Source organism: Pedobacter sp. NO84 (assembly GCF_059703915.1).
On record NZ_AP046575.1, the window covers coordinates 2654282 to 2669296 of the forward strand.

The following is a 15015-nucleotide window of genomic DNA, read 5'->3' on the forward strand; positions in this document are numbered from 1 at the left end:
CTAAAATCTTATGTTATAACTTATAAATGGTAATATAGAGGCGAAAATTGATAATTTATACCCAGATATTACATTGTTTTCTTTCGTAAAATAGATAGAGTAAGCATTTTTTCTTCCAGTAAGGTTATACAAGCCCATCGTAAAAGAATTATGAAAGGTTTGGTTCAACTTGTGATTTCCTTCAATATTAAATGACAGATCTGTTCTAAAATAATCAGGAATGCGATAGGCATTTCTTTCCGTGTAGAATACCCTCTCACTTCCCGCGTAATAATATTTCGCTGTAGGTAAGGTAATAGGCCGGCCAGTGCTATAAGTAACATTTAACGATAAACTATAACGTTGCTTAAAGGCATAGTTGCCTGTAAAATTAAATGCATGGGGCTTATCGTAATTTGCAGGATAATAGCTTCCGCCATTTATTGGTGTTTCACCATTTGCATCATCTACCTTAAGTAAAATTCTAGAATACGCGTAGCTCATCCATCCGGTTAATTTTCCGGCATTTTTTTTCACAAAAAATTCCAGTCCATATGCTTTGCCCTGTGTTCCTACCACATCTGTTTCAATATGATGATTCAATACCAGATCAGCTCCGCTTTTATAATCCAAATAATCTTTTAGTTTTTTATAATATACTTCTACAGAGGTTTCAAATATTTGGGCAGAAAAGTTCTTATATAACCCTAATGATATTTGATTGCCCAATTGAGGTTTGATGTTGGGGTCGCTGAGCTTATAAATATCTGTGGGAGCTATTGCGGTGGTATTTGATAGTAAATGAATGTATTGTCTTAACGTATTATAAGAAGCTTTTACAGAAAGGTCTGAAGCGAGGTTATACCTTGCCGCAAATCTTACTTCTGGCCCCTGATAGGTGTTAATTACCTTATTTTTACCATATGTAGACGTGCCCACTTGGTTGCTTTCGATAATCGGGAGATTTGGAGCGTAATTTGCCAGCGTATGCGCTCCTAGATAATTGTAATTAGAGAAACGAAGACCTGCATTGATCGATAAATCCTGGGTTATATCATAGGTATCGCCCAAATAGATTGCACTTTCTAATGCCCGCTCAGATTCGACCACATCTGGCACAACTAATGACTCGCTGCCGATGGGCTGGAATGATCCTGGTTTAAGCTGATAATAAATGGTAGAAAGGCCAAATCGAAGTGTATGTTTAGGGCTTAAGCCATAGACAAAATCAGTTTTAAAATTAGTTTGATTGATATTAAACTTAAGCTGATAGGCATTAACAGGATTAGACTCGCTCTCGATGCTATAATCATATAGATCTGTTCCAATGGCAAATGCCACATTTAATTTCGGATTAAAAATATGTTTCCATTTAACGGCAGCATTTTTATTGCTATACTTATAACTGGTATCACTATTTAATTTAAAATTATCCTTGCTGTAATAAGTAGTAATAGAGAGCGAATTTTTTTCGTTAAATTGATGATCAATTCCTAAATTAAAATCGTAAAAAGCAGCTTTGCTTTTCTCATACGAATCCGGAAGCAATTTCAGCAGCCAATTTGAGTAGGTTGCTCTTCCGCCAAAAATGAAAGAAGTTTTGCCACTGTCAATTGGTCCCTCAATATTAAACCTACTGGTGATAATCCCAATACCTGCCGAACCAGTAAATTTCTTTTTATCTCCTTCTCTATTGGTTACTTCTAGAACAGAGGATAATCGGCCGCCAAACTTTTCTGGAATGGTACTTTTATACAATTGAACATCTTTTACCAGATCCGGATTAAAGGCAGAGAAAAATCCAAAGAAATGCGAAGGATTATAAATTGTTGAACCATTTAACAAGATCAGGTTCTGATCAGTTGATCCACCACGAACATTAAATCCCGTACTGGCCTCGCCTACGGTTTGCACACCCGGCAATGTTAAAACTACCCTTAACACATCGGGCTCACCAAATAACGATGGTACTTTTTTAAGCGTTTTAACATCGATTTTATTAACGCCCATCTCCACGCTTTTTACATTAGAAGCTTTATTAGCTAAAATTTGCACCTCTTTTAAGGTAAGTACTTGCTCTCTAAGATAGATGTTTAAACTTCCATCGCCATATACCATCAGTTGCCGTGTAGTTTCTCCTTTTCCCGGACTACTAATTGATAAGATATGCATACCCAGGGGTAAGGTTAGCGTATAATATCCATTTTGGTTTGCGTTAGTTTCAATGCCCAATTCATACACCGAGATTTTGGCGGGCAAAGGCTTGTTAGTGGTAGGTTCCTTAACGTAACCAGAAAGAGTTGCCGTTCCCTTTTTTAATTCGTTGGTTTTAATACCAATCTCGTAACGCTTGTTTGGAGTGGTAGCTTCCTGTATAATTACTGTTGAGTTGGTTGGAGCAGGATCTCCTTTTGTTGTAATGGTTTGATAGGCCTGCGGCAAGCTCAATAAAGGTTGGCTGTTTTTTGTTAAAAACACATCATTCTTATACACTAAAAAATTAACAGTTGAGCCTTCGAAAAGCTGTTGCAACAAGACTGAGAAAGGTTTATTATTAATTTTAGCAGTAAAAGTCAGGCTATCCAGCAGTTGTGGATCATAATAAAAATGGTAGTTGCTTTGACGCTCTAAATCATCAACAATTTTGCTAATTGTAGCTTGTTGAACATCGACACTGTACAATTTTTCTGTTTTATCTTGTGCAAAAGCAGCTGTGGCCAACAAAAAAGCAAAAAAGAATAAGAGTGAAAGTAGCCGCATATTAATTAGATAAGCTTTCGTAATAAGTAATTAAGGTTACCATTGCCTTTGCAGGATCAGTGTTGAACTTTATTTTTTCGCGATTCGCATATTTTTTCATTTCATCCTTCTTATCCTTAAATAAAGATAGCAATGCACCTTCACTACCGATTTCGAAAATCTCATTTCCCCTTAGCACAAAATATTCATCAGCAGATTTAAAATAATAAGGCATCTCTTGGTTAGTTGAAATTTTTAGTTTTTTAGACCTTTTAACCAAAACCTTATTCCTTCCATCGTAGGCCAATTCATAAAAGCCGTTTTTTAATTGTGTTTTATAGGGAGACATATCCATATATATAAAATGATGGGTGTTGATATAGAAATCATTAACCTTTTCGTTAATAAAACTAAATGCCACACGGTCATTGGTAGAGACTAATCTGTCAATATATAGATCATACATCAAAGGAACCCCATCATATACCTCATGCTCATAGATCAATCTTCCTCTAACTAATGTCGTATCAAGAAAAGTAGACGAGCCACCAACATTAGTACCATAAGAATAATAAGTGGTGCCATTGAAGATGCGGGATTGTTTATTAATTAAACTTACAAAAGTGGCAATTGCGGCCTTTTCTGAAGGATGGGCCTCAAGGTCGGTGGTTGCTTGGGCAAAAATCGCAGTTGCACTTAAATTCAGAATTATGCATAATTTTAAACCAATCCTCATAAAAAAAATTTATCCCAATATAAAAATATTAAGTCAATAAAACGATAGTTAAATCTTATAATAAAAAAATTTTATCTTGTTGTTTACCTTTTTCTAGAAGAAAATTAATTCGTATCGATTACTTGAGTAAAAAATTAGTGCTGCCTGATAATTTGTTTTGTCATTACGCCCACTACCCGTATATTGTATAAAATAATTCAAATGAAATCATCATCTAGGATCAAAAAATTAACCTGTAGTTGGTTATTGGTATTAACTGCACTTTTTGCGGTAGCTCAAGATGTACATCCGAAATTTAAAGCTATCCATCAACAGTTTTATGGCAAGTGGCCCAAAACAATAACATTCGTTCAAAAAACAAATAATTATCGTGCCGATACGCTTTTCCGCTCCCAGACTTGGTATGAGGCAGGGATATTTCCTAATCTTTTCAGAATTGACATTGGAGATCCCAAAGATGGTAACGCTATTATTTACAGAGGAGATTCGACATATAACTTCAGAAAATCCCAAAAGCTTAAACCTGCTGTAAATCCAAATATCTTGGTTTATTTATTAGGTGGAATGTTTTTTGAAACTATCGAACAGGTTAAACAAAAATTAAAATCAGCAAGTTTTGATTTGAGTAAGAATTTTAAAACTACATGGAAGGGCCATGACGTTGAGGTATTTGGGGTCTCAGTCCCAGATACTACTAAAAGTCAATTATGGTACGACTCTAAAGAACATTATCTGGTGAGAATGATCCAACAAGAAGAAAAATCCCGGCTAGAATGCCAATTCGAAAATCACGAGAAAGTGGGCAAAATTTGGCACGAGGGATTTGTTAAAATCTTTGTAGGCAATAAGTTAGTCCAAACAGAAACTTATTCAGATTTTAAGATCGATGTACCTTTAAACCCAGATTTTTTTAATCCTGATAAATTCGGGTCATGGCATTGGCGAAACTAGGTAGATGAAAAAAATTCTCCCTACGCTAGTCATTGCCCAGTTTTTTTGTACTTCATTATGGTTCGCAGGTAATGCAATCATGGGCGATATTGCGCTACGTTTCAAACTTGACCCTAGTTATTTAGCCTTATTAACGAGTACGGTTCAATTTGGATTTATTGTTGGAACCTTGGTATTTTCATTACTTGCCATAGCAGATCGATTTTCGCCATCGAAAGTTTTCTTTGCCTGCGCAATACTGGCTGCCCTCGTTAATATGTCAATTGCGATTAACGGAATTGATGTGCCTATTTTAGTAATCTGTAGATTTTTAACTGGCTTTTTCTTGGCAGGCATTTATCCCGTTGGAATGAAGATTGCAGCTGATCACTATCCGCAAACACTTGGAAAATCATTGGGTTTTTTAGTAGGAGCATTAGTGATGGGAACGGGGTTTCCGTTTTTGCTAAAGAGCATTGGGGGTTTACCTTGGCGAGATGTTATTTTTGCAACTTCCATTTTATCACTCTGTGGAGGCCTGGCGATACGAACTTTGGTACCCGATGGACCCTTTAGAAAGGCGGGCGAGAAATTAAAGCTGGGCTCTTTTCTGGCTTGTTTTAAACACAAAAAATTTAATGTGGTTGCCATGGGCTATTTTGGACACCAGTGGGAACTTTATACATTTTGGGTATTTCTACCCTTAATTTTATCGCATTATAAAAGCCAACATCAGCAGGTGGATTTTAATGTGCCTCTTCTTTGTTTTCTGATCATTGCTGCAGGCGCCATTGCATGTGCAATAAGTGGCTTGGTTGCTCAACGGTTTGGCGCAAAGAAAATTGCAACACTTGCATTGGGCACCTCTTGTTCCTGCTGTTTGCTTTCGCCGATCCTGTTAACTAGTTCGCCCACCGTTCTGCTGGTTTTCCTGTTTATCTGGGGGATGGCAATAGTAGCCGATTCTCCCCTATTTTCTTCTCTAGTTGCACAAAACGCAGTTGCCGAGCTAAAAGGAACTGCGCTAACCATTGTGGTATGCATCGGCTTTGCCATTACCATTGCATCTATACAATTAATAAGCGCACTGCGGACTAATGAAAATGCTAATTACATCTATATGCTATTAGCCTTGGGCCCTTTTGTTGGGATAATGGCTTTGGTTAAGGATAGAGACGCTGGAAAGGCAACTTCATAGCTGTATAAACCATAGTATGCAAGTCCTTATCAGTATAGAAATGTAGGTTCCAGCATTCCATTGCCCCAGCCAGTCCTGCCCCAAATGGGCTCTCCTTTGGTGCTTTCGTTGCAAGGTCATGGTTTGCACCTTACAAAATTAGGGTTCCATGGTGGTTTTCTCATCAATCAGGTTTATCCAACTGTCTTATCCTATTCCGTTAAATACTTTCAGTTTTTCTATAAACTTGTTAACTTACATCAGAAATAACTACGTCCATTTTTATTATCCATGAAAAGAAAAGAATTTCTTCAATCCGGTTTTATCGCAGCGGGGCTTACTGTTGTACCAGAAGTGATTTTATCAAAGGATCCTCAAGCAAAAAAATCTCTTCGCTTTGCCTTTATGTCCGACATCCATGTTAAACCTGGCGCCGTCCCGGAACTTGGCATGGAAAAAGCAGTAAAGCATATCAATAGTTTGACGCCCAAAGTAGACTTTATCGTTAATGGAGGAGATTGTATCATGGATGCACTGGCAGCAACAAAAGAGTCAGTGCAAACCCAATGGAGTCTCTATCATTCTATAATGAAAAGGGAGAACAGATTACCTGTTTACCCATGCATAGGCAACCACGATGTATATGGATGGTTTCAAAAAAACCCAGATCCTACCGATCCGTTGTTTGGAAAAAACTGGGCGGTTAAGGAGCTGGAAATGTCTAACCGCTATTATCATTTTAAGAAAGGCAAATGGAATTTTATTGTTTTAGACAGTACACAGAATAATCCAGCGGGGGGTTATATTGGAAAAATTGATGAAGAACAATTGGTCTGGTTAAAAAACAAACTGAACGAAATACCTGCAGATGGTTTCATATGCATCATATCCCATATTCCGATTTTATCTATCTGCGCGGGACTTTTCTTTAATAAAACGGAAGCAAATGGCGATCTGATGATCAAGCGCAACTTAATGCATTCAGATTTCTTTACCCTTAAAACCTTATTTAATCAGCATCCAAATATTAAGGTATGTTTAAGTGGCCACATCCATTTACAGGATGAGATTAATTACCACGAGGTAGATTATTATTGCAATGGCGCTATTTCTGGAAATTGGTGGAATGGGGCCTTTCAAGAATTTGATCCTGCATATGCGATATTCGACTTCTTTGATGATGGTAGCTGTAAACGGGAAATAGTATCTTACCCTTGGAAATAACTGTAGTTTAGGATTCAGTATTGCATAAAAAAACCTCTCAGTGTAAGCCGAGAGGTTAAAGCGACTGAATCCGTGCTCAATCAGAATCAATTTCTTCCGCTAGCTGAATATTTTGATGGATATTGTTCGGATATCCTATAGACAAGTAGGGATGATTTAAGAAATTGCAGCGCTTATATCTTTAATTTTATGTAGCTAATCAAAATCTGCTCTAAGATAGAGATTAGATTTCACTCGGCATAAAAAAGTTTAAAATCTGTGGTTGTACGTTTTTTTTTACACCATCATCTTCTAACTTCTGCTCGTTGGGTTTAAGATTTACAACAGATTCTTTTTCAACTTGTTTACTTAATCTTGCGTGATTTCAAAGCTGCTTAAACTTACAAATTCCTGTAATCGTTTAGCAATTGTTGATTTGTCTAACTCTAATAATCGCTCTACTCCAAATTTTTCTACACAGAATGAAGCAAGCGCAGAACCATAAATCAGTGCATTTTTCATATTATTGAAATTTACTGTTCCAACTTGCGATAAATACCCAATAAATCCACCAGCAAAGGTATCTCCGGCGCCAGTAGGGTCAAAAACATCAGCCAAAGGAAGCGCAGGGGCCGAGAAAATTTTATCTTCATGGAACAACAACGCTCCGTGTTCACCTTTTTTAATGATCAGGTATTTCGGACCCATAGTTAAAATCTTATTTGCTGCCTTAACTAATGAATATTCGCCAGAAAGTTGGCGTGCTTCAGAATCATTGATCGTAAGTACGTCAATTAACTTGATGGTCTCCAGTAAATCATCCATCATAATATCCATCCAAAAATTCATGGTATCCAATACAATTAATTTTGGACGGGTTTTTAAGCGCTCAATTACTGTTCGCTGTATTTGAGGAGTTAAATTGCCCAGCATTAAGTACTCGCAATCTTGGTAACTCGCGGGAATGATGGGGTCAAAATGCTCCAGTACGTTCAATTCTGTTACCAAAGTATCACGACTGTTCATGTCATTATGATATTTACCGCTCCAGAAGAACGATTTTTCACCTTCTTTAATCTGTAAGCCTTCGGTATCAATACCATGGTTGTTTAGCATAGTGATGTCTTCTTTCTCAAAGTCATCGCCCACTACGGCAACAATTTTTGTTTTGTCATAAAAATAGGATGCGGCTAAACTTGCGTATGTTGCGGCGCCACCAACGATTTTGTCGGTTTTACCAAATGGGGTTTCAATGGCGTCAAAAGCCACAGTACCTATGATTATCAGGCTCATATCTATTGGGTTATATTTTTTTTGAATTTTTTCTCTACAAATATTGCATAAATAATTTAAAAGCCCTAATATTGCATTCCCAAAACGAACAAGGCATTATGTTCTTGACATTGTCAAAATGGCGTTTTAGGATTAACCAGTACTCCCTCTTAGCTCAGCTGGTTAGAGCATCTGACTGTTAATCAGAGGGTCGCTGGTTCGAGCCCAGCAGAGGGAGCCAAAGCCACAATGAAAGTTGTGGCTTTTTTTATTTTATACCCGGGCGAGAAGTTTATCCAGAGCGGAGCGAAGGAAGCCCAGCAGAGGGAGCCAAAGCCACAATGAAAGTTGTGGCTTTTTTTATTTTATACCCCGGCGAGAAGTTTATCCAGAGCAACAGCCTGTTCGGAAGGCAGTAGCGAAGGGAGCTATAAGAGTTATTAGTCATGGTTTGATTGGCAGGAATCCACATCTTACTATCCTTCAGGAGGATGGGGAACCTTCTACAAGTTCTTTCAGACCTTTAAGTATTTTATCCCATCCTTTTTCTGAGCGTTTAAACCTTTTCTCGGCTCCACTACCCTGTCCAACATCATCGGTAATGGTAAGCTTTGTAATTCCATTTTTATAATCAAGCTGATCGGTTACTGTAGAAAACGAACCATTCTCTTTATCGCCCGTATTACTGAGTGTATATTTCAATCGTTTTCCCGGTTCAATTTCCAAGATCTTACCTGTCATTTTAAACTTTATAAAAAAGAACATTTTTCCTTTAAACGTAATCTTACTGCCCTTTTTCCAAGTGGAGATTACCCTAGCATTAAAAAAATATTTTTTGGTCTTTTCTGGATTTGTTAATGCATCCCAAACCTGCGCAGGTTTGGAAACAATATCAATGCTTTTTTTAACCACGTATTTCATTTCGCTTAATTTTAGAGTTAAAACGGATGAATATGACTGTTTGTTTTTGCTAAGTCCAACACTAACCGCAAAGGTTGCCAAAGGACCCCAAAGGCTTATATGGTGTAACGGCTGTGAATGACAAGTAAATTAACCGCAAAGGTTGCAAGGTTCAATTTCATATGTGTCTTATATGGTTTAATTATTCTGCAGTCTGAGAAGTTTTAGGTTAAACCTACCTCAATTCCCCTATCACATCGAACTTTTCAAATACAGCATCAGTATGGGGAGCATCCGGAAGCTCTCCAGTGAGGTCTTGTCCGGCCCAATGCTCGTAATGTTTACCATCTTTCCACAATCGACTGCTCCCTACATCATAGACCTTCCCTTTATACGCTATCCAAACTTCAGGCTTATCCTGACCATTTCTAAGCGCCAACTGCTGCTTTGTGTAAATTGGTAATTCCATTATCTGGCTGTCCGGTAGTTGAAAAATTCTAACAGATATACACCTAATAACAAGATGCCCATCATATAAAAATGGATTTCAAAAGGGATATTAACAAGGTTAACTCCAATACTTTCTACCTTGCTATAGGAAATTATCGGAAGGTTGCCGATCAGCCCATAAACGATGTAAGATGGAATTAAAAACACCAAAAAAGCCCGATAGAATTGATACATAAACCTTAGTTTATTTACATACTCTATGCCTAGTAATAACACAAATACTATCGAGACCGAAATTAGTGGGAACCATTTGCTATGTGCGAAAAATAAAACGGCGACTAAAATGCCAAGGATAAGGTTACTTAATGCCAAACTATATTTCTGTAGTTCATTGTTTGGAAACTTAGCATTCAGATAACTGTATGTTCCTAATCCAGCGAAGCTGAAAGCAACTAAAAACAAGAATCCTTCTAGGGGGAAAGCCCAATAATAAATACCTAAAAGATAAGAGGGATTAAATACCCATACTTTATGCATGGTAAAGAAGATAGCCACGATCGAAAAAACCACTGCCGCTAGAATTGATGGTATAATCGCAGCTTTCAGTTGTGTTAACTCGAAAACTTTACTGTCTATTGCAAAACAAAAGGGGATAAGGAAAAGAAAAGCTGTTATAATTAGATAAGTATAGGTCATTTGCTATTATGTCTTTGCCAAAAGTAGGGTTTTGGAGCGAAAAAGCCGCAAACGTGCTTATCAAAAATGAAAGCCACAGAATAAGAAGATTATTGAATGTTAAACCTAAATAATCCCTGCCTAGCTGCCGGGCAGGTGTGGCTAATAAAATTACCTTTTAGCCTGGAGTTTGATAACCATATAAAATCTGCCAGTATCTGAAATGTTAACCCACAAAAAAAGTCCCGATTTATTATCGAGACTTACTATATTTTTTAACGTTAGGTTAAATTATTCTGATGCCGATAGATCTTTGGCATAGGTTTTTAAATATTTTTTAAGAATGCCACGAGCAACGTGGATGCGTGTTTTAACTGTTCCGATTGGAATATCTAACTCATCAGCTATTTCATGGTATTTGTAACCTTCAAAATATTTGATAAATGGAACATAGTATTCTGGTTGTAATGTAGCCAAAGCTTTATGGATATCTCCCATTACAAATTTGCTTTCTACTGCATTACGAGTAGCGCTATAATGTAGGTTTGCAGAAGAAATATCTTCGCTCTGCGTAATTAATGTATTAGTTTTAACCATGCGTCTGTAGTTGTTGATGAACGTATTGCGCATAATTGTAAATAACCACCCTTTTAAGTTCGTACCTTCCTTAAATTTGCTGTAATAAGTTACAGCTTTTAACATGGTATCCTGTACGAGGTCGTTGGCATCTTCCACATCTTTAGTAAAATTTAAAGCAAATGACTGTAATGATCCAGAATAGTCGTGCAATTGGTGGTTAAATTGTAACTGTGTCATAGTTTTTAAGTTTTAAGTTTTAGAAAAGAAACAGAGCTCATGTGGTCTAGCTACTGTTCTTAATAGTTGTTAAAACTTATACAACTATGATACCAAAAATATCATGATTTGGTTTTTTTTAAGAAAATATGCGCTGAACAGTAAAAAAAGGTAGTGTCACAAAATGTTTACCTCTCTTTCGAGCCTAACACCAAATTTAGTATACACCGTATTTATAATTTGTTCCGAAAAAATGTACACCTCTTGTCCACTTGCGTTGCCATGGTTTACCAACACCAAAGCCTGATTTTTCCAAGTACCTGTTTGGCCAACTACTTTTCCTTTAAAGCCGCATTGCTCAATTAACCATCCTGCGGCTAATTTGATTTTATCATCGGAGGTGGGGTAGTTTACTACATCCGGAAAATTTTTTAGTAATTCTTTAAACTGTATACGGTCAATTATGGGGTTCTTAAAAAAACTCCCTGCATTTCCAATTGTTTTCGGATCGGGCAATTTACTTACTCTGATATCAGCAACCACTTTCGAAATATCAGCAATGGTTGGTTCAGTGATCGACCTATTTTCAAGCTCCGCAGTAATGGCTCCATAATTGGTTTGAAGGATCGCCTGTTTGCTTAAATGAAAGTTTACACGAGTAATGATATACTTATCTTTTAATTCATTTTTAAATATGCTATCGCGATAGCCAAACCTACAATCAGCATATGTAAAAGTTTTCATCTTACCGGTGGCGATTTCGAAAGCGTCACACGATGAAAATACATCCTTCAGTTCGACCCCATATGCGCCAATGTTTTGGATGGGAGATGCCCCAACAGTGCCGGGAATCAGGCTTAAGTTTTCTATTCCAGCAAAACCATGTTCAACACAATAATTAACCAGATCGTTCCAAACAACACCTCCGCCTGCAGCAACTTCAATATTGTTCTCCATCACCCTGTATGTAATACCAGGAATACTTACCTTAATTACCAATCCATTGAAATCTTTGGTAAACAGCATATTGCTTCCCCCTCCCAATACCAAAAGTTGCTGGTTTTTTGCAAGCGGATTGCTAAAGATTTCTTTCAGATCAGCTTCGCTTTTGGCCTCGGCAAAATATGTTGCATTTACCGCTATGCCAAATGTATTATAGGATTTTAAGGAAACGTTTTCTTTGATTAGGGACATAACTAGTTTAAATTCCAAAGATAGCTAATTAGCTAATTGGTTTTGCTATCCCGATAGCTATCGGGAAGCTAATTATTTTGATCATCAATTATCACATTTTCAATCCGCTTATCAGGGATGAGCCAGATTAAGGCAACTATACCATAAATAGCGGCTGAAATCCATACCTGTAAAAATGCACATGGAATGGCTATAATGTAACATGCACAAGATATTTTTCCTTTAAAATCACTCCCGATGGCTTTATAAAGTACCGATTCGTGCCCGTGATGTTTAATAAGCGAAATGGTTAAGATGGTATAAGCAATCCCGTTCATTAATAATACAAAACCGTACAGTGCAATTGGTAATGGGGCAAAGTAGTTTTCTCCCATCCACGCTGTGGCAAATGGAATTATCGAAAGCCAGAACAGCAAATGCAAATTGGCCCAGAGTACGGCACCATTAACCTTGTTAACTACCATAAACATGTGATGATGGTTGTTCCAATAAATCCCAACATATATAAAACTCAATACATAACTTAAAAAAACTGGCCATAAATCGTACAGACTCTTAAAATCAGTGGCATGGGGAACCTTAAGTTCCAAAACCATAATGGTAATGATGATGGCAATTACACCATCACTGAAAGCTTCGATTCTTCCTTTTTTCATTGTTATTTGATGTTGTTGGAGGTTAAGGTTCTAAGATAAAAATAAATCCTATTATAATTTGAATGTAGAATTTCGTCTGGCGTTAGACGTCTTGCGTTGGGCATCATGAACGCTTTTCGCGCGACGCCAAACCCTTAACTCTACAATTCACCTGCTTAATTCCGTATTTCACCGATAAGACCTGTTTTTGAAACACATTAATTTACTCTTTTGTACCATGGAAATACAACAACAAGAGTCGACATTGATCGAAGAAATAAAAATATTAATCAGGAAACTTTGGGATTAAAAAAAGTTTCCATAGTTTTGCTTCCAAATTTAGGAGTTATACATTGGAAGTAAAAGAATACATCATTGAAGAAGCGGATAAACTTTTTTGCCAGTTTGGGTTTAAAAGTGTAACGATGGATGACATTGCCAAACATTTAGGCATGTCTAAGAAAACCATTTATCAGCATTTCAGTGATAAAGATGAATTGGTTAATATTTTAATCAGAGAAAAATTAAACAGTCAGGATTGCAACATGCATGATTGCGAGGTAAATGCAGAAAATGCGGTTCAAGAACTCTTTTTCGCAATTGCAAATATCAACGAATTATTAACCACCATGAATCCAAAGCTTTTTTATGATTTACAGAAATACCATCCCAAAGCATGGCTGACCTATAAAGAATTTAAAGAAAAGATATTGGGTGCAAAAATTCTCTTGAACCTTGATCGTGGGGTTAAGGAAGGGGTTTATCGCCCAGAAATTAAAAAAGGCATTCTTACTCAATTACGTCTTGAACAAATAGATGTAATTTTTAGTCAACAACACGGCAATTACACCCTTAACAACCAGTATACCATTGCCCAGGTAATGGTTGAGATCACCGAGCATTTTTTATATGGCATCTGTAACGAAAAGGGATTGGAATTAATCAAAACATATAAACTAAAATACAAGCAACTCTAATTATATATATGAAACGTACAATTTACATTTTGCTCTTTTGTTTCAGCTCAGTTATCCCAGCCCTTGCGCAACAAAAAGACACTACAGCGAGTTTTAGCTTACAAGAAGCTATTTCGTATGCACAAGCTCATCAGATAAGCATCAAAAATGCTAAGATCGATGAGCAGATCGCCATTAATACGGTTAAACAAACTCTCGGAATAGGATTACCCCAGATTAATGGTAACGCCAGTTTCCAAGATTACTTAAAAGTACCAACCAGCTTATTGCCTGGCGAGTTCTTTGGTGCACCTGGCACACAGATCCCTGTTAAATTTGGGGTGAAGTACAATTCTGGAGTTGGATTGGAACTGAACCAACTCTTGTTTGATGGTTCTTTTTTTGTTGGCCTTCAAGCTTCAAAAACATATAAGGAGCTTTCGGTAAAAAACACGGGGAGAACAAGAATTGAAACAACTGTAGCGGTAACTAAAGCTTACTATTCTGTTTTGGTTAATAACGAACAACTTTCATTACTTGATGCAAATATCGAACGTTTAAAAAAATCATTGAATGATACCCAGCAAATGTTCAAAAATGGTTTTGTCGAAAAGATAGATGTAGACAGGTTAAGTGTACTAAACAACAATTTGCTTACCGAACGCGAAAATATCATAAGGTTATTGGCTCTAAATGTAAACCTGCTTAAATTTCAGATGGGGATGACCATTAACAGCTCGCTTACCCTAACCGATAAGATTACTGATGTGAACGTAAACAAAACACCCCTTTTAACTGATAATCTGGTCTATAACAAAAGGATAGAATATTCCTTATTGCAAACCCAGAAGAAATTAAATGAATTAAGTGTTAAACGATATAAAAGTTTATTCCTCCCTTCATTATCTGCATTTGGGTCTACTTCGTCCAACTTCCAATCTGATCGATTTTCTAACTTGTACGATACCCGTTTCCCTACCACGGTTATTGGATTAAGGTTATCAGTTCCTTTGATATCCGGAGGCCAAAAATTGTATCAGTTGCGTAATGCGAAACTTGAGGTCCAAAAATCAGACAACGACTTGATCAATCTGCAGAATGGCATAGATCTAGAGGTTGCACAAGCACAAACCTCTTATTTTAATGGTCAAAAATCTTTGGAGAACCAAAGAAGAAATATGGACCTTGCTAAAGAAGTTCTTCGGGTAACCAAAATAAAATATGATCAAGGTGTTGGTTCAAGTTTAGAGGTAACCAGTGCAGAAACAGAGCTTAAAGAAGCCCAAAACAATTACATCAATTCTTTATACGATATGCTAATTAACAAGGTAAATCTGGATAAAGCTTTAGGAAACATCAATTATTAACCCTACA

At 36.9% G+C, this 15015-nt stretch carries 14 protein-coding genes and 1 tRNA gene; 6 read left to right on the top strand and 9 right to left on the bottom strand.

The window, feature by feature from the left end; translation table 11 throughout:
* Positions 1-2739, bottom strand: a complete 2739-nt coding sequence (locus AC6H0V_RS11665; protein WP_497560353.1) for a TonB-dependent receptor — start codon at positions 2737-2739, stop codon at positions 1-3.
* Position 2740: 1 nt separating this feature from the next.
* Entirely contained in the window at positions 2741-3454 is a 714-nt protein-coding gene (locus AC6H0V_RS11670) for a hypothetical protein (RefSeq protein ID WP_497560354.1), read from the bottom strand.
* Positions 3455-3655: 201 nt separating this feature from the next.
* Between AC6H0V_RS11670 and AC6H0V_RS11675 the strand changes: the two genes are divergently transcribed.
* The 3 genes from AC6H0V_RS11675 (at position 3656) to AC6H0V_RS11685 (ending at position 6785) form a co-directional block, all read left to right on the top strand.
* Complete coding sequence (locus tag AC6H0V_RS11675) at positions 3656-4405, top strand: hypothetical protein (RefSeq protein WP_497560355.1); 750 nt, start codon at positions 3656-3658, stop codon at positions 4403-4405.
* Positions 4406-4409: 4 nt separating this feature from the next.
* Complete coding sequence (locus AC6H0V_RS11680) at positions 4410-5582, top strand: MFS transporter (protein WP_497560356.1); 1173 nt, start codon at positions 4410-4412, stop codon at positions 5580-5582.
* Between the two features lie 270 nt (positions 5583-5852).
* Complete coding sequence (locus AC6H0V_RS11685; protein ID WP_497560357.1) at positions 5853-6785, top strand: metallophosphoesterase family protein; 933 nt, start codon at positions 5853-5855, stop codon at positions 6783-6785.
* A 348-nt stretch (positions 6786-7133) separates the two neighbouring features.
* Here AC6H0V_RS11685 and AC6H0V_RS11690 read toward each other — a convergent pair whose 3' ends face one another.
* Entirely contained in the window at positions 7134-8057 is a 924-nt protein-coding gene (locus AC6H0V_RS11690; protein ID WP_497560358.1) for a PfkB family carbohydrate kinase, read from the bottom strand.
* A 143-nt stretch (positions 8058-8200) separates the two neighbouring features.
* Here AC6H0V_RS11690 and AC6H0V_RS11695 point away from each other — a divergent pair.
* Positions 8201-8277 (top strand) — tRNA-Asn (locus AC6H0V_RS11695).
* 242 nt (positions 8278-8519) lie between these two features.
* Here the strand turns inward: AC6H0V_RS11695 and AC6H0V_RS11700 are convergent.
* The 6 genes from AC6H0V_RS11700 to AC6H0V_RS11725 form a co-directional block, all read right to left on the bottom strand.
* Complete coding sequence (locus AC6H0V_RS11700) at positions 8520-8957, bottom strand: SRPBCC domain-containing protein (RefSeq protein WP_497560359.1); 438 nt, start codon at positions 8955-8957, stop codon at positions 8520-8522.
* Positions 8958-9171: 214 nt separating this feature from the next.
* Positions 9172-9405, bottom strand: a complete 234-nt coding sequence (locus AC6H0V_RS11705; RefSeq protein WP_497560360.1) for a cytochrome b5 domain-containing protein — start codon at positions 9403-9405, stop codon at positions 9172-9174.
* The gene (locus AC6H0V_RS11710; protein WP_497560361.1) at positions 9405-10082 is read right to left on the bottom strand and encodes a lycopene cyclase domain-containing protein; all 678 of its coding nucleotides are present in this window, start codon (positions 10080-10082) and stop codon (positions 9405-9407) included. The genes AC6H0V_RS11705 and AC6H0V_RS11710 overlap by 1 nt, the downstream gene beginning before the upstream one ends.
* Before the next feature lie 270 nt (positions 10083-10352).
* Positions 10353-10877 (bottom strand): RNA polymerase sigma factor, encoded by a 525-nt coding sequence (locus AC6H0V_RS11715; protein WP_497560362.1) that lies wholly within the window; start codon positions 10875-10877, stop codon positions 10353-10355.
* 156 nt (positions 10878-11033) lie between these two features.
* Positions 11034-12050, bottom strand: a complete 1017-nt coding sequence (gene murB / locus AC6H0V_RS11720) for a UDP-N-acetylmuramate dehydrogenase (RefSeq protein WP_497560363.1) — start codon at positions 12048-12050, stop codon at positions 11034-11036.
* 68 nt (positions 12051-12118) lie between these two features.
* Positions 12119-12706 carry a TMEM175 family protein gene (locus AC6H0V_RS11725; RefSeq protein WP_497560364.1) on the bottom strand — a complete coding sequence of 196 codons (588 nt, stop codon included), beginning with the start codon at positions 12704-12706 and terminating at the stop codon, positions 12119-12121.
* A gap of 332 nt (positions 12707-13038) precedes the next feature.
* On the opposite strand from AC6H0V_RS11725, the gene AC6H0V_RS11730 reads away from it, so the two are divergent.
* Positions 13039-13662 carry a TetR/AcrR family transcriptional regulator gene (locus tag AC6H0V_RS11730; protein WP_497560365.1) on the top strand — a complete coding sequence of 208 codons (624 nt, stop codon included), beginning with the start codon at positions 13039-13041 and terminating at the stop codon, positions 13660-13662.
* Positions 13663-13670: 8 nt separating this feature from the next.
* The gene (locus AC6H0V_RS11735; protein ID WP_497560366.1) at positions 13671-15008 is read left to right on the top strand and encodes a TolC family protein; all 1338 of its coding nucleotides are present in this window, start codon (positions 13671-13673) and stop codon (positions 15006-15008) included.
* The last annotated feature ends 7 nt before the right edge of the window (positions 15009-15015 follow it).

Bases quoted from the DNA above. Each gene is read 5' to 3' on its own strand.
- AC6H0V_RS11680 (WP_497560356.1), top strand. From the start codon at position 4,410: ATGAAAAAAATTCTCCCTACGCTAGTCATTGCCCAGTTTTTTTGTACT.
- AC6H0V_RS11665 (WP_497560353.1), bottom strand. From the start codon at position 2,739: ATGCGGCTACTTTCACTCTTATTCTTTTTTGCTTTTTTGTTGGCCACA.
- AC6H0V_RS11725 (WP_497560364.1), bottom strand. From the start codon at position 12,706: ATGAAAAAAGGAAGAATCGAAGCTTTCAGTGATGGTGTAATTGCCATC.
- AC6H0V_RS11670 (WP_497560354.1), bottom strand. From the start codon at position 3,454: ATGAGGATTGGTTTAAAATTATGCATAATTCTGAATTTAAGTGCAACT.
- murB (WP_497560363.1), bottom strand. From the start codon at position 12,050: ATGTCCCTAATCAAAGAAAACGTTTCCTTAAAATCCTATAATACATTT.
- AC6H0V_RS11715 (WP_497560362.1), bottom strand. From the start codon at position 10,877: ATGACACAGTTACAATTTAACCACCAATTGCACGACTATTCTGGATCA.
- AC6H0V_RS11700 (WP_497560359.1), bottom strand. From the start codon at position 8,957: ATGAAATACGTGGTTAAAAAAAGCATTGATATTGTTTCCAAACCTGCG.
- AC6H0V_RS11710 (WP_497560361.1), bottom strand. From the start codon at position 10,082: ATGACCTATACTTATCTAATTATAACAGCTTTTCTTTTCCTTATCCCC.
- AC6H0V_RS11675 (WP_497560355.1), top strand. From the start codon at position 3,656: ATGAAATCATCATCTAGGATCAAAAAATTAACCTGTAGTTGGTTATTG.
- AC6H0V_RS11735 (WP_497560366.1), top strand. From the start codon at position 13,671: ATGAAACGTACAATTTACATTTTGCTCTTTTGTTTCAGCTCAGTTATC.
- AC6H0V_RS11690 (WP_497560358.1), bottom strand. From the start codon at position 8,057: ATGAGCCTGATAATCATAGGTACTGTGGCTTTTGACGCCATTGAAACC.
- AC6H0V_RS11705 (WP_497560360.1), bottom strand. From the start codon at position 9,405: ATGGAATTACCAATTTACACAAAGCAGCAGTTGGCGCTTAGAAATGGT.
- AC6H0V_RS11685 (WP_497560357.1), top strand. From the start codon at position 5,853: ATGAAAAGAAAAGAATTTCTTCAATCCGGTTTTATCGCAGCGGGGCTT.